The organism is Pseudomonas sp., from assembly GCF_033723075.1.
Lineage (GTDB): Bacteria > Pseudomonadota > Gammaproteobacteria > Pseudomonadales > Pseudomonadaceae > Aquipseudomonas.
In genome coordinates this window covers 225,251-248,556 of the sequence record NZ_JAWVXU010000004.1, presented here as the reverse complement: position 1 = coordinate 248,556, position 23,306 = coordinate 225,251, and the positions used below count along the sequence as shown (strand labels likewise).

The 23,306-nt window shown below is 65.0% G+C and carries 15 protein-coding genes, 1 tRNA gene and 1 pseudogene; 6 read left to right on the top strand and 11 right to left on the bottom strand.

The genetic code is table 11. From position 1 onward, the window contains the following. Positions 1–8: 8 nt before the first annotated feature. The 3 genes from R3355_RS07090 to rpoS all read left to right on the top strand — a co-directional run bounded on the left by R3355_RS07090 (position 9) and on the right by rpoS (position 2,974). Complete coding sequence (locus R3355_RS07090) at positions 9–947, top strand: DUF368 domain-containing protein (protein WP_318960639.1); 939 nt, start codon at positions 9–11, stop codon at positions 945–947. 56 nt (positions 948–1,003) lie between these two features. After that, positions 1,004–1,864 (top strand): peptidoglycan DD-metalloendopeptidase family protein, encoded by an 861-nt coding sequence (locus R3355_RS07085; RefSeq protein ID WP_413243486.1) that lies wholly within the window; start codon positions 1,004–1,006, stop codon positions 1,862–1,864. Positions 1,865–1,969: 105 nt separating this feature from the next. Further along, positions 1,970–2,974, top strand: coding sequence for an RNA polymerase sigma factor RpoS (rpoS, locus tag R3355_RS07080; protein ID WP_318947280.1), 1,005 nt, complete (start codon positions 1,970–1,972; stop codon positions 2,972–2,974). Between the two features lie 182 nt (positions 2,975–3,156). Here the strand turns inward: rpoS and R3355_RS07075 are convergent. Both R3355_RS07075 and R3355_RS07070 read right to left on the bottom strand, forming a co-directional pair. Further along, positions 3,157–3,344 (bottom strand): annotated as a pseudogene (locus R3355_RS07075) (transposase domain-containing protein); the annotation flags it as partial. A gap of 159 nt (positions 3,345–3,503) precedes the next feature. Further along, a complete protein-coding gene (locus tag R3355_RS07070; protein WP_318960638.1) occupies positions 3,504–4,931 on the bottom strand; it encodes an MFS transporter in 1,428 nt (475 codons plus the stop codon). A gap of 143 nt (positions 4,932–5,074) precedes the next feature. On the opposite strand from R3355_RS07070, the gene R3355_RS07065 reads away from it, so the two are divergent. Then, positions 5,075–5,965: a LysR family transcriptional regulator gene (locus R3355_RS07065; RefSeq protein WP_318960637.1), complete on the top strand. Its 891-nt coding sequence runs from the start codon at positions 5,075–5,077 to the stop codon at positions 5,963–5,965. Between the two features lie 100 nt (positions 5,966–6,065). Here the strand turns inward: R3355_RS07065 and R3355_RS07060 are convergent, their stop codons facing one another. After that, positions 6,066–10,586 (bottom strand): DEAD/DEAH box helicase, encoded by a 4,521-nt coding sequence (locus R3355_RS07060; RefSeq protein ID WP_413243488.1) that lies wholly within the window; start codon positions 10,584–10,586, stop codon positions 6,066–6,068. A 119-nt stretch (positions 10,587–10,705) separates the two neighbouring features. Here R3355_RS07060 and R3355_RS07055 point away from each other — a divergent pair, with 119 nt between their 5' ends. After that, positions 10,706–11,635 carry an ABC transporter ATP-binding protein gene (locus tag R3355_RS07055; RefSeq protein WP_318960635.1) on the top strand — a complete coding sequence of 310 codons (930 nt, stop codon included), beginning with the start codon at positions 10,706–10,708 and terminating at the stop codon, positions 11,633–11,635. Next, complete coding sequence (locus R3355_RS07050) at positions 11,632–12,393, top strand: ABC transporter permease (RefSeq protein ID WP_318949839.1); 762 nt, start codon at positions 11,632–11,634, stop codon at positions 12,391–12,393. Before R3355_RS07055 ends, R3355_RS07050 begins: the two co-directional genes overlap by 4 nt. Before the next feature lie 448 nt (positions 12,394–12,841). On the opposite strand, the gene R3355_RS07045 is transcribed toward R3355_RS07050, so the two are convergent. From R3355_RS07045 to R3355_RS07010, 8 genes are all read right to left on the bottom strand, one after another. After that, a tRNA-Gly gene (locus R3355_RS07045) sits at positions 12,842–12,915 on the bottom strand. Positions 12,916–13,009: 94 nt separating this feature from the next. Then, complete coding sequence (locus R3355_RS07040) at positions 13,010–13,894, bottom strand: alpha/beta hydrolase (RefSeq protein ID WP_318960634.1); 885 nt, start codon at positions 13,892–13,894, stop codon at positions 13,010–13,012. A 400-nt stretch (positions 13,895–14,294) separates the two neighbouring features. After that, positions 14,295–14,996 (bottom strand): pseudouridine synthase, encoded by a 702-nt coding sequence (locus tag R3355_RS07035; protein ID WP_318960633.1) that lies wholly within the window; start codon positions 14,994–14,996, stop codon positions 14,295–14,297. 2 nt (positions 14,997–14,998) lie between these two features. Further along, positions 14,999–15,211, bottom strand: coding sequence for a cysteine-rich CWC family protein (locus tag R3355_RS07030; RefSeq protein ID WP_318960632.1), 213 nt, complete (start codon positions 15,209–15,211; stop codon positions 14,999–15,001). Continuing rightward, positions 15,208–16,680, bottom strand: coding sequence for a diguanylate cyclase (locus tag R3355_RS07025; RefSeq protein WP_318960631.1), 1,473 nt, complete (start codon positions 16,678–16,680; stop codon positions 15,208–15,210). The genes R3355_RS07030 and R3355_RS07025 overlap by 4 nt, the downstream gene beginning before the upstream one ends. 220 nt (positions 16,681–16,900) lie before the next feature. Beyond that, the gene (atzF, locus tag R3355_RS07020) at positions 16,901–18,706 is read right to left on the bottom strand and encodes an allophanate hydrolase (protein WP_318960630.1); all 1,806 of its coding nucleotides are present in this window, start codon (positions 18,704–18,706) and stop codon (positions 16,901–16,903) included. 114 nt (positions 18,707–18,820) lie between these two features. Then, complete coding sequence (gene uca, locus R3355_RS07015) at positions 18,821–22,465, bottom strand: urea carboxylase (RefSeq protein WP_318960629.1); 3,645 nt, start codon at positions 22,463–22,465, stop codon at positions 18,821–18,823. A gap of 205 nt (positions 22,466–22,670) precedes the next feature. Next, positions 22,671–23,306, bottom strand: a complete 636-nt coding sequence (locus R3355_RS07010) for an urea amidolyase associated protein UAAP2 (RefSeq protein ID WP_318960628.1) — start codon at positions 23,304–23,306, stop codon at positions 22,671–22,673.

The window sequence follows — 23,306 nt, the reverse complement described above, 5'->3', positions numbered from 1 at the left end:
AAGGATCCATGAAGAAACATATCCTGCTTTTCGCCAAGGGCATCGCCATGGGCGCGGCCGATGTGGTGCCTGGCGTTTCCGGCGGCACCGTCGCCTTTATCAGCGGCATCTACGATGAACTGCTGCGTTCGATCGCCAGCGTGCCCGCCGCGCTGGGCCTGCTCGTGCGCGGTCGTATCCTCGCCGCCTGGCAGGCGGCCAACGCGACCTTCCTGCTGGTGCTGTTGGCCGGCATTCTGACCAGTGTGCTCAGTCTGGCGCGGGTCATCACCTTCCTGCTGGCCGAGCATCCGATCCCGGTGTGGTCGTTCTTTTTCGGCTTGATTCTGGTGTCTTCGCACCTGGTAGCCCGCGAAATTCAGCGCTGGAACTGGAGTCGTTTCGTCAGTTTCGCCATGGGGGCGGCCTTCGCCTACTGGATCACGGTGGCCTCACCCGTGCAGTGGGGCACTGGTTCGCTGAGTATTTTCTGCGCCGGTGCGATTGCCATCTGCGCGATGATCCTGCCGGGTATTTCCGGTAGCTTCATCCTGCTGCTGCTGGGTCTGTATCCCTTCATTCTCGGGGCGGTAAAAGCTCTGGATATCAACGTGCTGGCACTCTTTGCCGGTGGCTGCCTGGTCGGTATCGTCAGTTTTGCCGGGTTGCTGCGTTGGTTGCTGGTGCGTTGGCGTGACCTGACCCTGGCGTTGTTGACGGGGTTGATGCTCGGCTCGCTGAACAAACTCTGGCCGTGGAAAGAAACCCTGACCTGGCACACCGACCGCCACGGCGAGTCAGTACCGCTGCTGCAGGCCAACCTCTTGCCGGGGCGTTTCGCCGAGATCAGCGGCCAGGATCCACAGTTGCTCCTGGCTATTCTTTTGGCCCTGGGCGGGGTGCTGCTGGTGCTTGGGCTGGAGTGGCTGGCCGGTCGTCGTCAGCAAAGCGCTGGCTGCGCCGAATAATTGCGGCACAATACCCGCCCAGCTGCAGACGCCACTAGCCAGAAAGGGAGACATGGGTGAGTTTCACTGCCATTCAACCGCGATTTTGCAGCAGTAGCACTCGGAGTCTGTTAACCGGCCTGGTGATTGGCGCGCTGTTGGCTGGTTGCGCCAGCCCGCCATCAGGGGGGGTGCAGGTCGTCGATCGCAATAACCGGAGTGCGCTACAACAGCGTCAACCGGTGACCAGCGGCCACTATGTGGTACGACGCGGCGACACCCTCTATTCGATCGCCTTTCGCTTCGGCTGGGACTGGAAAGCCCTGGCCGCCCGCAACGGCATTGTCCCGCCGTACCTGATCCGGGTCGGTCAGGAGATTCGCTTCGGCGGTCGTCAGTCGGCGCGTGCGCCTGCGGTTGCCGTCGCGCCAGCGGTGACCCGGCCGGCACCTGTCGGTCGCCCGGTTGCGCCGATTCAGGCCCCTGCTGCACGGCCGCAGGTTCAGGCCACGGTGCCAATCAAGGCAACCCGGGCGACCACTGCGGTGCAACCGGTAAAGCGCTCAGCGTCAGGCTGGGCCTGGCCTGCCAGCGGTGTGGTCATCGGACGTTTTTCCTCAAACGGTAGTTTGAATAAAGGCATTGATATCGCCGGTGATTTGGGACAGCCTGTTTTGGCTGCATCTGATGGCTCAGTGGTGTACGCCGGGAGTGGTTTACGGGGCTACGGCGAGTTACTGATCATCAAACACAGCGATACCTACGTAAGTGCCTACGGACACAACCGCAGGCTGCTGGTTCAGGAGGGACAGCAGGTCAAAGCAGGGCAAACGATTGCCGAGATGGGGTCCACGGGAGCCGACCGGGTGAAGCTTCATTTTGAAATTCGCCGGCAGGGAAAACCTGTAGATCCGCTGCAATACTTGCCACGCCGTTGATCTGTCGCTCGTCTGTTCCATTGCGTGGGAGGGACGGGCTCAGGTGTTGCCAGGGAGATAGGTGCCACCCGGGCTTGCTGTCGAACTCAGCAAGGGACAACAATAATGGCACTCAATCCAAAAGAAGCGCCGGAGTTTGACGTCGACGATGAGATGCTCCTGATGGAGCCGAGCATCGTTCTGAACGATGTATCGAATGAAAAGGCTGAAACGCCAATCACTCGTACTAAAGCCAAGCAATCCGGCAGCAAGCAGCACAAGTACATCGATTACACCCGGGCGCTCGACGCCACTCAGTTGTATCTCAACGAAATCGGTTTTTCCCCCCTGCTTAGCCCTGAAGAGGAAGTGTTCTTTGCGCGTCTGGCGCAGAAGGGCGATCCGGCTGGGCGTAAGCGCATGATCGAAAGCAACCTGCGCCTGGTGGTGAAAATCGCCCGCCGCTATGTCAATCGCGGTTTGTCGCTGCTCGACCTGATCGAGGAAGGTAACCTCGGTTTGATCCGTGCGGTCGAGAAGTTCGACCCGGAGCGTGGTTTCCGCTTCTCGACCTATGCGACCTGGTGGATCCGCCAGACCATCGAACGGGCGATCATGAATCAGACCCGTACCATTCGATTGCCGATTCACGTGGTCAAGGAACTCAATGTCTACCTGCGCGCGGCGCGCGAGTTGACCCAGAAACTCGACCATGAGCCTTCTGCTGAAGAGATCGCCAACCTGCTGGAAAAACCCGTGGGTGAGGTCAAGCGCATGCTCGGCTTGAATGAGCGGGTTTCTTCGGTGGATGTTTCGCTTGGCCCGGACTCCGACAAAACCCTGCTCGATACCCTGACCGATGACCGGCCGACCGATCCGTGCGAACTGCTGCAGGACGACGACCTTTCGCAAAGCATCGATCAATGGCTGTCCGAGTTGACCGACAAGCAGCGGGAAGTGGTGATCCGGCGCTTTGGTCTGCGCGGTCATGAGAGCTGCACCCTGGAGGAAGTCGGCCAGGAAATTGGTCTGACCCGTGAGCGGGTTCGGCAGATTCAGGTCGAGGCGCTCAAACGCTTGCGCGAGATTCTGGAAAAGAACGGTCTTTCGAGTGACGCCCTGTTCCAGTAACGCCTGCATGCAGTACTAAGTCCAGCCCGGTTCCAATGCTGTTCCCTTGAGTGGAACAGCGTTGCGATCTACCGGAGCGGTCTTGGATATATTTACCCCCGCCCCTGGGGCTGTCCGATTGGGGCGTATTGTTATGGGTAGCGGCGCAGCTCCTTGAGCCTGGGCTGGGATTGTCAGCGCGCGCTTTTGGCCAGCATTGCGTCATTGGCGCAGGTGTTGAAGTGACGAGCGACTTGGTTATTCGGCGCACTCTGGAAAAACGCCATGCCAACCATGAGCCATAGAGCATATCCGACTGTAAGCGGCGCCGAATGGCAGCCTGTCCGACCAGTGTCGCAGCCGTTTCGATCCATTCTTGTGGAATGTGCTCGGCTGGTATGACTGGTTGGGTTCGGCCAGAAGCAATGGGTCATTCGGCTCATCATTCTGGCTCGGGGCCATGCGAATAAACGGGCGCCCTCCTTCTTTCATAAGCAAAAGGCTAGACCTGCCCCCTGACCCCCTGCGGATGCTCATGAGCCCGGCGCGCTCACCCTATCCTGCGGGCCTGTCCGTGGCTTGCAAACACGATGGCCAGCGCAGCGGCGATCAGCGCCAGGGCGACGGCGAAGGTAATCCGCATACCATTGGCAGCGGCCTGGGGATGCGCCATGGCGATATCGCCCGTCGCCGAGGCGAGCACGAACACCGTGCCCATCGCGGATGCCCCGGTGATAAGCCCCAGATTGCGCGACAGGTTGAGCATGCCGGAGATGACGCCCCGCTGGTCTGCGCCGATATCGCTCATCACCGCGGTGTTGTTGGCCGTCTGGAACAGCGCATAGCCGATGGTGACGACGACAAGGGGGGCGATATAGCCGCCCACACCGAGCGTCTCCGGCAGCACCGCCAGTAACAGGCAGCCGGTCGCCATGCCTGTAAGCCCCACCGTCGTCATACGGCGCGCGCCAAAACGGTCCGCGAGGCGCCCGGCGGGCGTGGCCGTCAATGCCGATACAAACGGCCCGACCGACAAGGCCAGCCCCACCCGGGCGGCGTCGAGTCCAAGCCCATCCGATAGATAGAAAGGTCCGACCACCAGCGTCGCCATCATCACCGTCGACACCAGCGCGGTCATGGCGAGGCTGCCACTCAGTCGTGGATCGCGGAATATTGCCAAACGAATTAGCGGTGATGCGACCCTCGCCTCGACGAACACGAACAGGCCGGCACCGATGCATGCAGCCAACAATAGAGTCATATCGAGGCCACGGCCCATGGTCATGGCCAGTGCATAGGCCGCGAGCGTCAGCGCCAGCAGCAGCGTTCCCAGCGGGTCGAAGCCGCCACGCCCGGCCTTCGGCGTGTGGCGATCGGCGGGCAAGTAGCGCTGCGCGAGCAGCAACGTCAGGGTACCCAGCGGCACGCTGATGAGGAATATTGCCTGCCAGCCGAACCCGGCGATCAACACGCCACCGAGCGATGGCCCCAGCGCGGTGCCAATCGCCGACATAGTCCCCAGCAAGCCCATGGCGCTGCCGGTCTTGGCCTTGGCCACCGTCTCTCCGACAAAGGCCATGGTCAGGGCCATCATGATCGCCGCGCCGAGCCCCTGCAGCCCTCGCGCGCCGATCAGCAGCCACAACGTGGGCGCGAAAGCGCACAGCGCCGAGGCCAGAGTGAACAGGAAGATTCCCGCCAGAAACAGGCGTCGACGGCCAATCAGGTCGCCGAACCGGCCGACGCTGACGATCAGGGCGGTGATGGCGAGCAGATAGGCGATAACCACCCACTGCACGTCCTGGACGGAGGCGTCGAACGCCTGGGCCAATGTCGGCAAGCCGACATTGGCGATGCTGATGCCAAGCGAAGAAAGCAACATGGATAGCGACAGGCTGGCGAGCGCCAGCCGAATCGATGGTGTCCGTTGCGCACTTCCTTCTATGGCCTCACCTTGCCCTGCGATAACCGGCTTCATCACGCCCTCCTGTCTTCTGGCAGCTCCCGAAACGGAGCTGTCAGAAATCTACGCCCGCGGGTAACCTGGCGGAAGACGCAGCATTTGCAGGTTATTGATGCGTTTAACGCCTGATCAAAATCACGCCGTGCCAGAGGCGAAATATGTCCACTCCCGATCTCAACTTGCTGGTCACCCTCGATGTGCTGCTCGCGGAAGGCAGCGTGGCGCGCGCCGCCAAGCGCTTGCGGCTGAGCCCCTCGGCGATGAGCCGGGCGCTGGCGCGCCTGCGCGAAACCACCGGCGACCCGCTGTTGGTCCGGGCCGGGCGCGGCCTCGTGCCCACGCCCCGAGCACTCGCACTGCGCGAGCGCGTCGCGCAACTGGTGCAGGACGCCGAAGCGGTGCTCCGCCCTGCCGCGCAGATCGACCTGAAACAGCTGGTGCGAACCTTCACCCTGCGCAGCAGCGAAGGCTTTGCCGAGAACTTCGGGCCGGCGCTGATTGCGCGCATTGCAAAGGAAGCGCCTGGCGTACGCCTGTGCTTTATGCAAAAGCCGGATAAAGACAGCTCGCCCCTGCGCGACGGCACCGTTGATCTGGAAACCGGTGTCGTGGGTCAGGACGCCAGTCCGGAGTTGCGCACCCAGGCCTTGTTCCGCGACCGCTTCATCGGCGTCGTGCGCGTGGGCCACCCGCTGAGTCTGGGCGAGGTCACGCCCGCCCGTTATGCGGCTGGCGGGCACATCTACGTTTCCCGGCGCGGGCTCGACAAGGGCCCTATCGATGAGGCCCTGAAATCGCTCGGCCTTGCGCGGGAAGTTGTGACGATGGTCGCTGGATTTTCCACTGCATTGGCGCTGATCCGCGCCACCGACCTGATCGTCAGCGTTCCCGAACGGCACACCGCCAGCCTGCGCGCCGGCATGCACAGCTTTTCTCTTCCGGTCGCCCTGCCGGCATTCACGGTCGCCATGCTCTGGCACCCGCGGATGGATGCCGACCCGGCGCATCGCTGGTTGCGGGGGTGCCTGCGGGAGGTTTGTGCCCAGTAGGCAGCAGCTCGGCTCCAGGCGATCTGCATAAGCCTGCGAATTAAGCTGAACGCTGGTGAATGACGAGCAAGCCGGCTCCTGCAGGGCCAGGCGAACCCTGTCAGGGCGGCGAGCCAACGCGGTGCGGGCGGTGGCTCAGGGGGGCGGGCAGTCCCGGCTGGCGGATCAGCGCGGCCTGCCATTGCCCGGCGGTGAAGGTGTCGGTCTCCTGCAGCAGCTGGATCTTGCCGGCGACCAGGCTCGCCACCGGTACGCCGTCGCAATACAGCAGGCGGTTGCCGGCCAGCGCCGGCACCTTGTTACCGTTCAGCAGGGTGCCCAGCAGGTTCAGCGGGTCGCAGGCGGACAGGCCGATCAGGCTGCCGTCGGCCGGGCGCTTGCGCACCTCGCGCAGCAGGGCGACGGCTTCCGGCAGGGCGAACTGTTCGCCCACCACGCCGGCGACGAAGCGCCCGCCGCGGATCTCGCCGCGTGCTTCCAGGCGCTGGTAGACCCGCAGCAGCTCGCGCCAGGACGGCAGCCAGTCGGCCTCGCGCTCGAGCAGGCGCCAGCAGACCACGCCGTAGCGGCGCAGCAGGGTGCGCGCGACATGTTCCAGGGCCTCGGCGTTCGGCTTGTTCTCGGCTTCCTCGCCGCGGCCGCGCAGCAGGGCCCAGCGTCCGGCGTCCTGCATATTGGCCAGGGCGCGATGGGCGCGGCGTTGCTGCTGGCTGCGTTTGGCCGCGGGCAACAGCAGCGAGCGCAGGCCGGCGAAGCTGTCGGCGTTGGCCAGGCCAAGGGCGACCAGCTCGCCGAGACAATCCTCCAGCTCGCTGCGCAGCAGGTGTGCCTGTTCCTGCAGTTCGTCGAAGAACAGCGCGCCCTGGCTGGCCAGCACCTGGCGCAGGCGTTCGGCGCGCGGCGAGGGTTCGGCCGCCGGCGCCTGGCCCAGGCAGGCGCGCCACAGGCCCAGCTGCTTGCGCGGCAGCAGCACGATCGGCGTGCTGCGCAGCGGGCCGCCAGCGGCGCGGCTGCGCCCGGCCAGGCGGCACCAGACCAGGCGCCCGGAGCGGCACAGGTCGTCGAGCCAGTTGATCCCGTAGTCACTGACCCGGCTCGGCAGGATTTCGCTTTCCCAGGCGCCGGCCGCGGCCTGGAAGCCTTCCAGCTGGCCCAGTATGCCGGCTAGGGCTTCGGCGCCGCGCACCCGGTTGGCCGGCGCCACGCGCTGCCAGTCGAACAGGAAACGCATGAAATCGGCGCGCTCCACCGGCTCTATCTCGCGACGCAGACGCCCCACCGTATAGCGGTGGATGCGCGCCAGCAGGTGGCGCTCGCACCACTCTTCTTCCAGACCGTCTGGCGAAAAACGCCCGCGCAGCACATAGCCCTCGCGCTCCAGGGCGAGCAGGGCGAGGTTGATCGCCGACTCATCCTGGCGCAGGTCGGCGGCGATCCGTGGCAAGGGCAGGGGGCCGAAGCCGCTCAGGCGGGCGCGGATCAGCTCGACCCGGGCCGCCTCGGCCGTCCAGGGCGCGTCGAAGCCGTCCGGCGCCCGAATGGCCGGCTTGCACGAAGCGTCTGGATGCAGCGCCTGCCACTGGCCGAGGCGTTCGGCCGCCAGCCACAACGCCGGCGCGCCATCGAGCTGCAGGCAGGTGGCGCGCTTGCCCTTGGCCAGCTGCGCCAGCCAGGCCGGCCAGCCGGGATTGTCCTGCGCCTCGGCCTGGCTGATGGCGCCGAGGCTCATTAGCGCCTCGTGCATCTCGTCGGCATCGCGCACCTCGGGCCAGGCCTCCTGGCGCACCGCTTCGATGGCCTCGGCATCCAGGGCGCCGAGGTCGTCGCTGGATGTCGGCTCGGACCAGCGCCGGTTCTGCACCGCCTGGGTGCGGCGTTCCTCCAGTGGCGCGTCGTCGAGGAAGGCGTAGGGCCGGGCGTTGAGGATTTCCGCGGCCAGTGGCGAGGGCGCCGGCAGGTCGCGGGCGAGCAGCTCGATGTCGCCGGCCTCCATGCGCCGCAGCAGGGCCAGCCAGGCCTCGCAGTCCATGGCCTGGTGCAGGCAGTCGTCGAGGGTCTGCGCCACCAGTGGGTGGTCGGGGATCTCGCGTTCGCCGACGATATTTTCCAGGCAGGCCACCTGGTCGGGGAACACCGTGGCCAGCAGGTCTTCGCTGCGCATGCGCTGCAACTGCGGCGCCACCTTGCGCCCGCCGGCGAAGCGCGGCAGGGCCAGGGCGACACCGGCGTTCCAGCGCCAGCGCACGGCGAACAGCGGCGCATCCAGCACGGCCTGGATCAGCAGCTGCTCGGCGCTGTTGGAATGCAGATAGCGCCACACCTCGTCGAGCGGGAAGCTGTGGCTGGTCGACAGCGAGAGGATCAGCGCGTCCTCGGTGGCGGCGGCCTGCAGCTCGAAGTTGAAACTGCGGCAGAAGCGCTTGCGCAGGGCCAGGCCCCAGGCGCGGTTGAGGCGGCTGCCGAAGGGCGCATGGATGATCAGCTGCATGCCGCCGGATTCGTCGAAGAAGCGCTCCATCACCAGCCGCCGCTGGGTCGGCAGGCCGCCGAGGGCAGCGCGGGCACGGGCCAGGTAGTCGACGATCTGCAGCGCCGCCGGCTCGCTGAGGCCGATGGTCACTACCAGCCACTCGACCGCTGTATCGATCTGCTGCCCCATCCCATTTACGGGAGACGACTGTATGGATGCCGATGGCGAGGGGCTGGGGAGGAGGGCAGAACACCTATCAGCGGAGTCCGCCTCGGTGGAAAACGCTTCGCGGTTTTCCACCCTACTCAACAGCTGTTCGATCTGCTCGCGCAGCCGCGCCACCGCAACCGACAGCTCGTCGCTGCGGCCCGGCGCCTCACCGAGCCAGAAGGGGATGGTCGGCGACTGGCCACGGGCATCCTCGACCCGCACCTTGCCCGGCTCGATGCGCAGGATGCGGTAGGACTGATTGCCCAGCTGGAAGATGTCGCCGGCCATGCTCTCGATGGCGAAGTCCTCGTTGAGGGTGCCGATCGGCAGGCCCTGGGGTTCCAGCAGCACGCTGTAGTCGCCGCTGTCGGGAATGGTGCCGCCGCTGGTCAGCGCGGTCAGCCGGGCGCCGCGGCGGCCGCGCAGGCGATGGTTGACCGCATCGCGGTGCAGGTAGGCGGCGCGCACCCCGCGGCGGCCGCTGTAGCCCTCGGCGAGCATCTTCAGCAGGGCGTCGAAGGTCGCGCGCGGCAGGCCGATGTAGGGCGCGGCGCGGGTCAGCAAGCGGTAGAGGTCGTCCTCGCGCCACTCGCGGCAGGCCACCTCGGCGACTATCTGCTGGGCCAGCACGTCCAGCGGCGCCCGCGGGATCACCAGGGCGTCCAGCTCGCCGCGGCGCACGCAGTCGAGCAGGGCGGCGCACTCGATCAGCTCGTCGCGCGACTGCGGGAACAGCCGGCCCTTGGGCGTACCGCCGACGCTGTGGCCGGAACGGCCGACCCGCTGCAGCAAGGCGGCGATGCTGCGCGGCGAACCGAGCTGGCAGACCAGCTCGACCTCGCCGATGTCGATGCCCAGTTCCAGCGAGGCAGTGGCCACCAGCACCCGCAGCTCGCCGCGCTTGAGGCGCTGCTCGGCGTCCAGGCGCAGCTCCTTGGCCAGGCTGCCGTGGTGGGCGGCGACCGCGGCGCTGCCCAGGCGCTCGGCCAGGTGGCGGCAGGCGCGCTCGGCCAGGCGCCGGGTGTTGACGAACACCAGGGTGGTGCGGTGCTGCCGGGCCAGTTCGGCCAGGCGGTCGTAGACCTTGTCCCAGACCTCGTTGCTCATCACCGCTTCCAGCTGTACCGGCGGGACTTCGATGGCCAGGTCGCGGCTGCGGGTGTAGCCGATGTTGACGATATGGCAGGTGTCCGCCGACGTTTGCGCTGCTTCGGTGTCCGGCAACGCCCCCTGGCTGCCGAGCAGAAAGCGCGCCACCGCCTCCAGCGGTTTCTGTGTGGCGGACAGGCCGATGCGCACCAGCGGTGCCTGGCACAACGCCTCCAGGCGCTCGATGCTGAGCATCAGGTGGCTGCCGCGTTTGCTGCCGGCGATGGCGTGGATCTCGTCGACGATCAGGCTGCGGCAGCCGCTGAGCATTTCCCGTCCGGATTCTGAGCCGAGCAGCACGTAGAGCGATTCCGGGGTGGTCACCAGGATATGCGGCGGCCGCTTGCGCATCGCCAGGCGCTCGCCCGGGGTGGTGTCGCCGGTGCGTACCGCGCTGCGGATCTGCACATCGGCCAGACCCTGGCGCTGCAGTTCGGCGCGGATGCCGGCCAGCGGCTCCTCGAGGTTGAGGCGGATGTCGTTGGACAGCGCCTTGAGCGGCGAGACGTAGACCACGCTGCAGCGCTCCTCCAGCTCGCCGCCGGCGGCCAGGCCTTCGCGCACCAGCGCATCGATGGCGGCGAGGAAGGCGGTCAGGGTCTTGCCCGAGCCGGTGGGCGCGGCCACCAGGGTCGAGCGGCCGGCGCCGATCGCCGGCCAGGCCGCGACCTGCGCCGGCGTCGGCGCACCGAAGCGCTGGTGGAACCAGGCGGCGACCGCGGGATGAAAGGCCGCCAGCGCAGTGTCGGCCGAACCTGAATTGGCAGGGGTAGGGTTCATGCCGTCCATCATGCTAGCGTGGCGATTTCGCCTCAAGGGCCGCCCATCGTCGGCCGGTGCATGCGGTACCGGCTTCACCCCGCGCCCGTTTTCATTCACTCTGTGTTTCTTTTTCCCAGCAAGGCCCTCCCGTGCAACCGGTGATATCCATCCAGCAACTGAGCAAGACCTACGCCTCCGGCCATCCGGCGCTGCACAGCATCGACCTGGATATCCGCAAGGGCGAGATCTTCGCCCTGCTCGGCCCCAACGGCGCCGGCAAGACCACCCTGATCAGCATCATCTGCGGCATCGTCAACCCGGGCAGCGGCAAGGTGCTGGTCGACGGCCACGACATCATCAAGGACTACCGCGCGGCGCGGGCGCAGATCGGCCTGGTGCCCCAGGAACTGGTCAGTGACGTGTTCGAAACCGTCTGGGCCACGGTCAAGTTCAGCCGCGGGCTGTTCGGCAAGAAGGCCGATCCCGCCTACCTGGAACAGCTGCTGCGCGACCTGTCGCTGTGGGACAAGCGCGACGCCAAGATCATGGAACTGTCCGGAGGCATGAAGCGCCGGGTGATGATCGCCAAGGCGCTGTCCCACGAGCCGCAGATCCTGTTTCTCGACGAGCCCACCGCCGGGGTCGACGTCGAGCTGCGCCGCGACATGTGGAACATGGTCCGCGGCCTGCGCGCACGCGGGGTGACCATCATCCTCACCACCCACTACATCGAGGAGGCCGAGGAAATGGCCGACCGCATCGGCGTGATCAGCCAGGGCCGGATCATTCTGGTCGAGGACAAGCAGGTGCTGATGCACAAGCTCGGCAAGAAGCAGCTGACCCTGCAGCTGCAGCAGCCGCTGGCCAGTCTGCCGGCAGAGCTGGATGGCCACCGCCTGGAATTGGCGGACGAGGGCCATGCCCTGGTGTTCACCTTCGACGCCCAGCGCGAACACACCGGCATCGCCGAGCTGCTCAAGGACCTGGCCCAGCACGGCATCGACTTCAAGGACCTGCAATCCAGCCAGAGCTCGCTGGAGGAAATCTTCGTCAACCTGGTGCGGGAGGCCCGCGCATGAATTTCTACGCGATCCGCGCCATCTACCTGTTCGAACTGGCGCGCACCTGGCGCACCCTGTTGCAGAGCATCGCCACCCCGGTGATCAGCACCTCGCTGTACTTCGTGGTGTTCGGCTCGGCCATCGGCGCGAGCATGACCCAGATCCAGGGCGTCAGCTACGGCGCCTTCATCGTGCCGGGGCTGATCATGCTGGCGCTGCTCACCGAGAGCATCTCCAACGCCTCGTTCGGCATCTACATGCCCAAGTATTCCGGCAGCATCTACGAGCTGCTCTCGGCGCCGGTGTCCTACCTGGAGATCCTCATCGGCTACGTCGGTGCGGCGGCAACCAAGTCGATCGTGCTGGGCCTGGTGATCCTGGTCACCGCGCGGCTGTTCGTCGACTACCAGATCCTCCATCCGTTCTGGATGCTGGCCCTGCTGGTGCTCACCGCGCTGACCTTCAGCCTGTTCGGCTTCATCATCGGTGTCTGGGCCGACGGTTGGGAGAAGTTGCAGATAGTCCCGGCGCTGATCGTCACCCCGCTGACCTTCCTCGGCGGCAGCTTCTACTCGATCAGCATGCTGCCGCCGGCATGGCAGACGGTGACCCTGTTCAACCCGGTGGTGTACCTGATCAGCGCCTTCCGCTGGAGCTTCTACGGCGTCTCCGATGTCGACGTGGCGCTCAGCCTGGGCATGATCTTCGCTTTCCTGCTGCTGTGCGTGCTCATCGTCGGCTGGATCTTCAAGACCGGTTATCGACTGAAGAGCTGAACGACCGCCAGGCATCGCGCCGGGGGCGGTCCGCCCACAAAGCAGCCGCGTAGCGCAACGTGAGTCGCGGCAGGTGGGCGTTTTTTCACAGCCTCTCAGCGATGCTCCATGCCGCCCGGCGCAGCACAGCCTGCAGGAGGCCCGACCCGGAGCGAAAGCGGACATACAAATGAGTGGTGAATATGTGGAAGTACGGCAGTCAAGCAGTCGCAGTACGAGTGCCCAGAGACGATGTCTTCGATACCCAACTGATCATCAGCCCTGAACCAGGAGCAGATAGCGGTCAGCACGTTGAAGAGTCGGTGTGCGAGCGGCTTTGGGGTCAGCCAAATGGCTAAGCATGACGGGCTGGACCAATCAAATGGAGTGCCCAGAAACAAGAAAACCGGCTCAAGGGCCGGTTTTCAGGGGCTTCCGCTGCATGCCTGGGCATGTCGGAATATAAGACTGGAGCGGGCGAAGGGAATCGAACCCTCGTTATCAGCTTGGGAAGCTGGAGTAATGCCATTATACGACGCCCGCTTGGGGGAGCCTTTATACCGGAAGTCGCGACTGAAATGAAGTCCGCGCCGAGTGCTTTTTCCTGCAACTCGGTGCGGATGGGGCCGGCTGTGGTTCATACGGACAGCGCATGCTGCATGTCTACCTGCGCGCGGTAGCCGGTTTGGCGCTGCGGTTGGCTTTGCAGGAAGCCCAGCAGCACTTCGCTGCTTTGCTGCCACGCGGCTTTGTGTTCCATGTCGAGGAAGTGCCCGGCATTGTCGATGACGGCGAACTTGCAGTCGCCGAGGTGTTCGGCGAACACGCGCACGTCTTCGGCCGAGGTGTATTCGTCGTGCTCGCCATTGACGAACAGCACTGGAATGTCGATGCCGGCCAGGCATTCCATCTCGCAATGGGTTTCCAGGTGCACGACCTGGTCGATATGGGCGTGCATCTGGCGGTATTCGTGTTCGTCCAGGCTGCTGATGTGACGATGGTTGAAGCGCTTGAACAGCGACGGCAGGTGCTTGCCGATGGTGTTGTTGACCAGGTGGCCGAGGCCTACGCCATCCACGGCCTGCAGAGTGGTCATGCCTTTTTCCAGGTAGTCGCGCATCGGCGCATTGATCAGCGGCGAGAACGAGGCGATCACCGCTTTTTCGATGCGCGGCGGACGCTGCGCCAGGGCCAGCATGGCGGCGACGCCACCCCAGGAGAACGACTGCAGGTAGTCGGCTTTGAAGTGCTCGATCAACTCCAGCAGGATGCGCGCTTCATCTTCCTTGGTCAGCGGCTGGTTGTGGCAGTTGTGCGGCTTCGATTGGCCGGAGTAGGGCTGATCGTAGAGCACCACGTTGAATTGGGTATTCAGGTATTTGACCGTCTGTGCGAATGCGGCAGTGGTCGACAGTGACCCGTTGACCAGGATGATGGTCTTGCGGGCGCTGGGGCTGGAGTAAAACTCGGTGTGAACCTTGTAAGTTCCGTGAATATCGATGACAGCGATGGTTGGCTGCATGTTGTTTCTCCAGGCGCAAGTTGAGCGTGGCAAGCGGCGGGGCGGGGCCGATTACCGGGCAAGTAGGACAGATAGCAAAGCGCCTGGACATGACAAGCGAATGTCAGGCTGGAGGTTTTTATAAGAATTATTTTTCAATCGGTCAGGGCTGAAATAGAGCATTCGCACCAGCCTTTTCACGGGGCTGGAGCGATGTCGTGTTACCAGGCAGGAACCCTTTCGCGCAGAGCGCAAGTAACCAAAAGAACGCTTAGATGGCTTTCCGTGACTGGCTGGTCACATCAAGACCTTATGGGTGGATTTAAGCAGTGGCCTCTGATGCTGGCAAGGCTTTATTTGGTTAGTGCACTACCGTTTATCGGTTAGCGTGCTAAGGGTGTGACTCATCGCTAAATCGGCGTCAGTCAGGGCAGAAGCTGGCGATTTCTTCGGCCGTCAGGGCGCGGTACTGACTGGGGCAAAGTCGTTCATCGAGCTGGATCGCGCCCATGCTGAGACGGTGCAAACCGACGACCTTGTTCTGGAAGTGGCCGAACATGCGCTTGACCTGATGGTAGCGGCCCTCGTAGAGGGTCAGGCGGGCCTGGCGCGGGGCGAGGATCTGCAGTTCGGCGGGGCGGGTCAGCAGATCCTCGAAGCGAAAGTACAGACCGCGGGCGAAGACCTCGATGCAGGACGGGTCGATCGGGTCTTCGGTATCGACCAGATAGACCTTGGCTTGTTTGCCAGTCGGTGCGGTCACCCGGCGCGACCACTGGCCGTCATTGGTGATCAGCAGCAGACCACTGGTGTTGAGGTCGAGGCGCCCGGCCAGATGCAGCTCCTGCTTGTCCGGCTCGTCGAGCAGGTCGAGCACGGTGCGGTGCTCGGGATGTTCGGTGGCGCTGACCACGCCAATCGGTTTGTGCAGCATGAAGTAGCGTGCGGCCTTGCCGGCCTGCAGCACCTCAGCATCCAGCTCGACGCGACTGAAGACCCGCACGTCGTCGCGGCTGTCGCGACTGACCTGGCCATCCACGCGCACCCGGCCACTGGCGAGCAGCAGGCGCACGTCCTGGCGGTTGAAGCGCGGCAGGTTGCTGAGGAAACGGTCAAGGCGCATGGCTAGTCGGCGCTTGGCGGCGTTGTGCTCGGTGCCAAGCCCCGGGCGCAGCGCGGGCACAGGCAGGCGCTGTTGCGCTGCTCGGGCGGCAGGCTGTCGAGCACCTCGGAGTCGATACCTGCGCTGAAACACCAGCAGTCGGTCACGGGCGTCGCGGACTCGGCCTGGGCGCACTGGTTGCGCTGCCCACAGCGCGGGCAATGACTGGGATTCATGCGCTGGCTTCGCAGGTGCGGTTGCGCCCGGACTGTTTGGCGCGGTAGAGGGCGCGGTCGGCACGGGCGAGCAGCTCGCTCAGCGAGTCGTCCGGGTTCAGTTCGGCCAGGCCAATGCTGGTGGTGATGTGCAGACCGGCACCTTTGTAGCTGAAGCCGCCTTGCTCGGTCTGCTGGCGGACTTTTTCGGCGAGCAGGCGCGCCTGCTCGGGCGAGGTGTCCTTGAGCAGGAGAATGAATTCTTCACCGCCCCAGCGGCAGATGATGTCGGACTGGCGCAGGTTGTCGCGCAGCTTGTTGGCGAAGCCGCGCAGCACTTCGTCACCGGCCAGATGGCCGTGGCTGTCGTTGAGGTCCTTGAAATTGTCGAGGTCGAGCAGCAGGGCGCAGAGTGGACTGGGATTGCGCCGCGCTTCCTGGATCGCCTGGTTGGCCAGCAGGTCGAAGCCACGCCGATTGAGCAACTCGGTGAGTTGGTCGGTGGTGGCCAGGGCGGCGATACGCGCCTGGTAACGACGCAGGGCGATGTTGACCAGGGTCAGGACGATGGCGGTGACCACCAGGCAGATCAGCAGGTTGAGGTATAGCGATTGGCGAATACCGGCCAGTGCCCCGGTTTCGTGCTTGTCGACGAACAGGTACCAATCCAGCTCGGGAATGAAACGCACATTGAGAAAGTGGCCGCGGCCCTGTTCCTGATACTCGAAGTCGCCGGTTTGCGGCTGTGGCAGTTTTGCCTGGAGTTCTTCCAGCCCCGCGACTTCACTGAGCGCCTGGCCGACCTTGGCGCCCATTGGTCCGCCAGTAGCGCCGGTAAGCACGATGCGACCGTCGGTGTCGACGAAGTACACGCTGCGGTCATAGCGCGCCTGATAGTCATCGATCAGCTTGACCACCGCGTCTACGGTCAGGCCGACGCCGGTGGCGCCGATAAAGCGCTTGTCGTAGTCGAACACCTTGTAATTGATGAATACGGTCAGGCGATCCTGGTTGGCCATGTCGACATCGACATTGATTTCGTAGGGTTCCTGCATGTCGCGCACGCGGAAGTACCAACTATCGCGCGGCTCTTGGGCGACGACACTCTTGAGTACGCCCTTGGCCTGGTAGTAGGTATGGGTCTTGTCGGAGACGAAGAAGCTGGTCACGGCGCCATAGTGCTCCTGCACCTCGCGCAGGTAGCGGGTCATCTGGGCGACGTCCTGCTCGCCGCTCATCACCCAGTCGCGGACGAAGGTATCGCGAGCCATCATCGAAGAGATCAGCACCGGTGTGACCAGGTCCTTCTGGATCTCCGAGTAGACGTTGTCCGAGGTCAGCGGCAGTTCGGTGTTGACGATGTTGTCGCGGATCGAGTCGAGCGCCGCGTAGTAGCTGGCCAGCGAGGTGGCGAGGAAGCCGCAGCCGAGCAATACCAGCAGCAGGAGGACCAGAGGACGTTGACTGGTGGTCGAGTGGATGGACGGCATGCACGGTTCTGCTCGCGAAATAATGGCGCCATGCTAGCGTGCAATTGACATGGCGTCACCGGCTGGCAACGTTAGACGATAGTGGCTGGGTATCCCGGCAGTTGCGCTTATGCCTGAGGGGGATGTGCAGGAGCCGGTGTGCAGGGTTTCGGCCTTCACTCCCTGCCAAGGCCGCTGGATCGCCAGCGAGGACTAGGCCTCGCCCCGGCGCCTGCACGGGTTACTGCCTGCTCTGCATATAGGCACGCCAGCCGCCGAAGTGACTGATGTCCTCGGCGCCTTCTAGACCGTAGGGTTCGCAGATGAAGCCGCTCTCCCAGCGACCATCGGCCAGCTGCACCTTGCCCAGGCCCAGCGGCGCCGGGATACCGGTGAGGAAGGAGCCCAGCTCGCTGCTCGGCAGCTCCCAGACTTCCACCGCGATGGCGACGCCGTCCTCGGCGACCCGAACCATACCGGGCCTAAAGGGCGGGCCGCCGGCCAGGGCATGCAGTCGATAGTCGGCCGAGCTCTGGGTGGCCTGGATCAGCTTGGCGCCGCGCTGCTTGAGTTGCCAGTTCAGCGGCAAGCCATCCAGGTGCGCACCGCAGACCACCAGGCGTGCGCGGTCGTTGCGCGCGGCGCTGCTCGGCGCACTCGGCTCCAGGGGATGGCCGCCGGCCAACGGCAGGCCATGCTGGCGCTGCAGGCCATCGGCCAGACTGAGCAGGTACTGGTCGGTAAAGGCGCGGCCGAACAGGGTCACGCCCCAGGGCAGGCCGTTTTGCATAAAGCCCGCCGGCACCGCGACGGCGGCGTAGTCGAGCATGTTCATGAAGTTGGTGTAGTAGCCCAGGTCGGCATTGCGCTTGACCGGCTCGGCGTGCAGCTCGGCGAGGGTCACCGGGCGCGGGTAGGCCGGGGTCAGCACGCAGTCGAGATCACTCATGATGCGGTCGCACAGGGCTTTCAGCGCCTGCAATCGGTACTGGGCGCGGAACAGCTGGACGGCGCTGGTGCCCGGGGCTTGCTCGAGTACCGCCTTGATCACCGGCAGTACCGCGTCGGGCTGGGCTTCGATCAGCTCGCCGGCGACGCTGTAGCGTTCCGCCACCCAGGGCCCTTCGTAGAGCAACCGCGCGGCTTCGAGGAAGGGTGCGAAGTCGATCTCCACCGCCTCGCCGCCGAGGGCTTGCAAGTGTTCGACGGTGGCAGCAAACAGCGCCGGGCTCTCGGCGCAACCGAGGAATTCCAGCTGTTTGGGCACGCCGAAACGAAAGCCCGGTCGCACTGTGCCGAAGGCGCCGCCATCGTTCCACTGCGGGTTGGCCCGGCTGTATTCATCGTGCGGGTCGAGTTTGGCGGTCAGGGCCAGCAACTGGCTGGCCTCGCGGGCCGTGGCGGTGAAGAAGGTCACGCAGTCCAGGGTGCGGCAGGCCGGCACCACCCCGGCGGTGGAAATCAGTCCCTTGCTGGCTTTCAGGCCGATCAGGTTGTTCAGCGCCGCCGGCACCCGGCCGGAGCCTGCGGTATCGGTGCCCAGGGCGAAGCTGGCCAGGCCGAGGGCCACGGCCAGCGATGAACCGGCGCTGGAGCCGCCGGACGGATAGTCCGGGTGCACGCTGTTGCGGCATTCGCCGTAGGGCGAGCGGGTACCGTTGAGGCCGGTGGCGAACTGGTCGAGGTTGGTCTTGCCCAGCGGCACGGCGCCGAGGGCGATCAGTTGCTCGACGATGGTCGCGCTCTGCTCCGGCGTGTAGGCAAAGGCCGGGCAGGCGGCGGTGGTGGGGATGCCGGCCAGGTCGATGTTGTCCTTGATGGCGAAGGGCACGCCGTACAGTGGCAGATCCTTCGCCGACTTGCCGTCCAGCGCGGCGAGATAGGGTTCCAGCTCCGCTTCGGTCAGTAGATGGATCAACAGATTGAACTCGGGATTAAGTGCCGCGGCCTGCTCGCGCAGGGCTGTTATCAGCTGGCGCGGGGTGGTGCTGCCGGCCAGGTAGGCGGCTTTTAGTGCGTCGAGGCGGAGATCGAATTCGTGTTGCATAGGTAGCGTCCTCTGTAGGGTGGATGGCGCTTTATCCATCCACCGTCGATGCCGTGGCATCGCAATTGGGGTGGCCGCTTGGTGGATCGGTGAAGCGTGATCCACCCTACGGTTTTATGCTTCTTGCAAAACCACCACGCGCTGGCCGGCGCGTACCGGTGAGCCGGGTTGCACACGTACCTCGCTGACCAGGCCATCACGCGGGGCGAGCAGGGGGATTTCCATCTTCATCGACTCGAGGATCACCAGCACATCGCCGGCCTTGACCCGGTCGCCTACGGCCACCTGCACCTGCCAGAGGTTGCCGGCGATATGGCTTTCGATGCCGTGCTGGCCGTTGCCCAGTGGTGCGTCCTCGCCCAGGTCGGGGGCGACTTCCTCGCTGTCGAAATGCGCCTGGCCGGACTCGATCCAGCGTTGGCGCTCGGCGTCGAAGGCGCCGCGTTGCTGGGCGCGGAAGGCGGCGATGTCCTCGGCTTGCTCGACGAGGAAATCCTGGTAGTCGGCCAGGTGCAGTTCGCTGTGCTCGATGCGCAAGTTGTAGCGGCCCAGGGGGAAATCGCGGCGGATTTGTAGCAACTCGTCGGCACTCACCGGGTAGAAACGGATCTGGTCGAAGAAGCGCAGCAGCCAGGGCTTGCCGTCGAAGGCCGCCACTTCGCGGTAGCGGTTCCACATCTGCAGGGTACGGCCGACGAACTGATAGCCGCCGGGGCCTTCCATGCCATACACGCACATATAGGCGCCGCCGATACCCACCGAGTTTTCCGCGGTCCAGGTGCGCGCCGGGTTGTACTTGGTGGTGACCAGACGATGGCGTGGGTCCAGTGGCGTGGCCACCGGCGCACCGAGGTAGACGTCACCCAGGCCCATGACCAGGTAGCTGGCCTCGAACACCGTGCGGTAGACCTCGTCGAGGTTGGGCAGGTCGTTGATCCGGCGGATGAACTCCAGGTTGCTCGGGCACCAGGGCGCGTCCTTGCGCACTGTGGTCATGTACTTCTCTATCGCGAGCTGGCAGGCCGGGTCATCCCAGGACAGCGGCAGGTGGACGATGCGCGACGGCACCTTGAGGTCCTGGGCGGCGCACACCGCGTCCCATTCGCCGGCGACGATGTCGAGCAGGTCGTTGAGGGCCAGGGTTTCCGGCTGGTAGTGCACCTGCAGCGAGCGGATGCCCGGCGTCAGGTCGATCACGCCATCGAGTTGCTTGGCCTCCAGGGCCTGCATCAGCGCGTGGCCGCGAAAGCGCAGCACCAGGTCCAGCTCAGGCGCGCCTATCTCCAGCAGCAGGTGGGTGTCGCCGGACAGGCGCGCGACCAGGCGTTTATCGGCTTCGCCGATATCGAGGACGATGGGCGAGGTCAGCGCTGTTGAGGATGTTGTGGAAGGGGCTTTAGCCGCGATAGGAACGACAGCATTTTCGCGGCTAAAGCCCCTCCCACGCAGGTCAGCGCACTCAAGGTTCTTGGCTTTGGCCAGTAGCCGTGCAGCCTCAATGCTAACCGGTGCAAAGCGGACTTTATCGCCGGCCTTGAGCTGCCCCAGCTGCCACAGATCGGCCTCGATGATCGTCACCGGGCAGACGAAGCCGCCCAGGCTCGGGCCGTCGGGGCCGAGGATCACCGGCATGTCGCCGGTGAAGTCCACCGCACCGATGGCGTAGGGGTTGTCGTGGATATTGGAGGGGTGCAGGCCGGCTTCGCCGCCGCTGTCGCGTACCCACTCGGGTTTCGGACCGATCAGGCGCACGCCGGTACGGCTGGAGTTGAAGTGCACTTCCCAGGCGGTGGCGAAGAAGGTGTCGATATAAGCTGGGGTGAAATACTCAGGCGCGCCATGGGGGCCGTAGATCACGCGGATTTCGCGCACGGCCGGCAGCGCGGCGCATAGCTCGGCGGGCAGTTGCGCGCCGGCAGCGTTATCGGCGAGCGGTAATAGGTGCAGCACATCGCCGGCACGCAGGGCGCGGCCGCCGTGGCCGCCGAACTGGCCGAGGGTAAATGTGCTTTTGCTGCCCAGATAATCCGGCACCTGCAGGCCGCCGCGCAGGCACAGATAGCTGCGTGCGCCGCTGCCTGCGATGGTGCCCAGGCTGAGGGTGCTGCCGGCCTCGATCAGCAGGGCGGTGTTCAGCGGTTGTTCAACCCCGTCGACGCTAAGCGGAATTGCTGCGCCGGTCACCGCCACCACCGCGTCGGTGTTGAAGCGCAGGCTCGGGCCGCTCATGGTGATTTCCAGGGCGGCGGCGCCTTCGGCATTGCCCAGCAGGCGGTTGCCCAGGCGCAGGGCGCGGTCGTCCATCGGCCCGGACGGTGGCACGCCGACCGCCCAGTAGCCGAGGCGACCGGGGAAGTCCTGCACGCTGGTCTGGGTGCCGGCGCTGAGCACCTCGAAGGTCGTGGCTTGGTAGCTCAAGCCTTCCAGGCAGCGGGTCCAGGGCTCGCCGCTGGCGAAGGGCGCATCGACCAGAATTTGCCGCAGGTAATCGCGGTTGCTTTCCACGCCATAAAGGACGGTATCGGCCAGGGCCTGATCCAGCGCGGCGCTGGCGGCGTCGCGGGTCGCGGCCCAGGCGATGACCTTGGCGATCATCGGGTCGAAGTAGGGCGGGATCTCGCAACCGGCCTCGACCCAGGTGTCGATACGCAGATTTTTGCCATCGGTCACCGGGAAATCCACGGCGGTAAGCAGACCGGGGCTGGGCTGGAAGTTGCGGCCCGGATCTTCGGCGTACAACCGAGCTTGGATCGCATGGCCGCTGGGTTTCAGGTTCTTGGCCAATTCGGCCAAAGGCGGTAGGTCACCGGCCGCCAGTTCGATCATCCAGCGCACCAGGTCGACACCCCATACCTGTTCGGTGACGCCGTGTTCGACCTGCAAACGAGTGTTCACTTCGAGAAAGTAGAAGTGCGCCGCCTCGCTGTCGTAGACGAACTCGACGGTGCCGGCGCTGCGGTAATCCACCGCCTTGGCCAGCTTGATCGCCGCCGCGCACAGCTCTTCGGCCATGCCGGCAGGCAGGTTGGGAGCCGGGGTTTCTTCCAGCACCTTCTGGTTGCGCCGCTGCACCGAGCAGTCGCGCACACCCAGGGCGATAACCTCACCCTTGCCGTCGCCGAATACCTGCACTTCCAGATGGCGAGCGCGCTGGATGTATTTCTCGATAAATACGCCGCTGTCGCTGAAGTTGTTCTGCCCCAGGCGCTTGACCGCTTCGAAGGCCTCGATCAGTTCCTCGGCGCTATGGCATACGCGCATGCCGATGCCGCCTCCGCCAGCGGTGCTCTTGAGCATCACCGGGTAACCGACTTGCTCGCCAGCGATCAAGGCAGCGTCGAGGTTTTCCAGCAGCTCGGTGCCTTCGAGCATCGGCACGCCATGCTGTTTGGCCAAGGCGCGGGCGGTGTGCTTGAGGCCGAAGACCCGCAGTTGCTCCGGTGTCGGACCGACAAAGGCGATGCCCGCGGCTTCGCAGGTTTCGGCGAAGGCGGCGTTCTCGGAAAGGAAGCCATAGCCAGGGTGGATGGCTTGGGCACCGGATTGTTTGGCCACGGCGAGAATCTTCTCGACCTGCAGGTAGGTGCCCGCGGCCGGGCCTTCGCCCAGGCTGTGCGCCTCGTCCGCCTGCTGGATATGCAGGCTGGCGGCGTCGGCTTCGGAGTAGACGGCCACGCCTGGCACGTCGAGGGCACGCAAGGTGCGCAGGATGCGGCAGGCAATGGCGCCGCGGTTGGCGATCAGCAGTTTGGTGAACATTCGAGGAGTCCCCGAAAATGGCGAGCCGTCCCGCCGGTAGTCGTCTGCACCACGGTCGTCCGTGGTTGAAAATCAGGTGGGGCGGCTATTCGTAGGGTGGGAAACCGCGAAGCGTTTTCCACGGGGTAGCCATCCATTAAAAGCTGGTGGATGTAAAAAGCGACAGCTACGCGCCCCGATCCACCCTACGGGCTGGTCGCTGCCTTCACTCCCACACCAGCACCTCGGCCGGAGTCGGGTTGTAGCCGTTGCAGGGGTTGTTCAGCTGCGGGCAGTTGGAGATCAGCACGATCACGTCCATATGCGCCTTGAGCTCGACGTATTTGCCCGGCGCGGAGATGCCGTCCTCGAAGGTCAGGCCGCCTTCCGGGGTCACCGGCACATTCATGAAGAAGTTGATGTTGGCGCTGACGTCGGCCTTGTTCAGGCGGCCGTCGTGCAGGCTGGCGCGCAGGAAGTTGTCGCGGCAGCTGTGCATGTAGCGCTTGTCCAGGGCGTAGCGGACCGTGTTGCTCTCCTGGGCGCAGGCGCCGCCGAGGGTGTCGTGGCGGCCGCAGGTGTCGGCGACGATGCTCAGCAGCGGGTTGCCCAGGTTGGAATAGAGCACGCTGCCGGTGGTCAGGTAGACGTTGTTCTGTTTGCGCAGGGTGCGCTGCACGTCGTAACGCTCGCGCGGGTTGCTGGCGCTGTAGAACAGGGTGTCGACCGCCTGATTGCCTTCCAGGTCGAGCAGGCGCAGGGTCTGCCCGGCCTTCACTTCGCAGAGGAAGGGCTCGCCGGCAGCGATGGTGGCACGGTACACGGCCGCTTCGGGGTGCTTGTCGCTATGGGTCAGATTCAT

What these genes read in the sequence shown, in the direction of transcription:
- R3355_RS07025 (WP_318960631.1), bottom strand. Translation starts at nt 16,680, where the DNA reads ATGCCGTCCATCCACTCGACCACCAGTCAACGTCCTCTGGTCCTCCTG.
- R3355_RS07070 (WP_318960638.1), bottom strand. Translation starts at nt 4,931, where the DNA reads ATGAAGCCGGTTATCGCAGGGCAAGGTGAGGCCATAGAAGGAAGTGCG.
- R3355_RS07060 (WP_413243488.1), bottom strand. Translation starts at nt 10,586, where the DNA reads ATGATGGACGGCATGAACCCTACCCCTGCCAATTCAGGTTCGGCCGAC.
- R3355_RS07040 (WP_318960634.1), bottom strand. Translation starts at nt 13,894, where the DNA reads ATGCAGCCAACCATCGCTGTCATCGATATTCACGGAACTTACAAGGTT.
- R3355_RS07090 (WP_318960639.1), top strand. Translation starts at nt 9, where the DNA reads ATGAAGAAACATATCCTGCTTTTCGCCAAGGGCATCGCCATGGGCGCG.
- R3355_RS07050 (WP_318949839.1), top strand. Translation starts at nt 11,632, where the DNA reads ATGAATTTCTACGCGATCCGCGCCATCTACCTGTTCGAACTGGCGCGC.
- R3355_RS07010 (WP_318960628.1), bottom strand. Translation starts at nt 23,306, where the DNA reads ATGAATCTGACCCATAGCGACAAGCACCCCGAAGCGGCCGTGTACCGT.
- R3355_RS07030 (WP_318960632.1), bottom strand. Translation starts at nt 15,211, where the DNA reads ATGAATCCCAGTCATTGCCCGCGCTGTGGGCAGCGCAACCAGTGCGCC.
- rpoS (WP_318947280.1), top strand. Translation starts at nt 1,970, where the DNA reads ATGGCACTCAATCCAAAAGAAGCGCCGGAGTTTGACGTCGACGATGAG.
- R3355_RS07035 (WP_318960633.1), bottom strand. Translation starts at nt 14,996, where the DNA reads ATGCGCCTTGACCGTTTCCTCAGCAACCTGCCGCGCTTCAACCGCCAG.
- R3355_RS07065 (WP_318960637.1), top strand. Translation starts at nt 5,075, where the DNA reads ATGTCCACTCCCGATCTCAACTTGCTGGTCACCCTCGATGTGCTGCTC.
- atzF (WP_318960630.1), bottom strand. Translation starts at nt 18,706, where the DNA reads ATGCAACACGAATTCGATCTCCGCCTCGACGCACTAAAAGCCGCCTAC.
- uca (WP_318960629.1), bottom strand. Translation starts at nt 22,465, where the DNA reads ATGTTCACCAAACTGCTGATCGCCAACCGCGGCGCCATTGCCTGCCGC.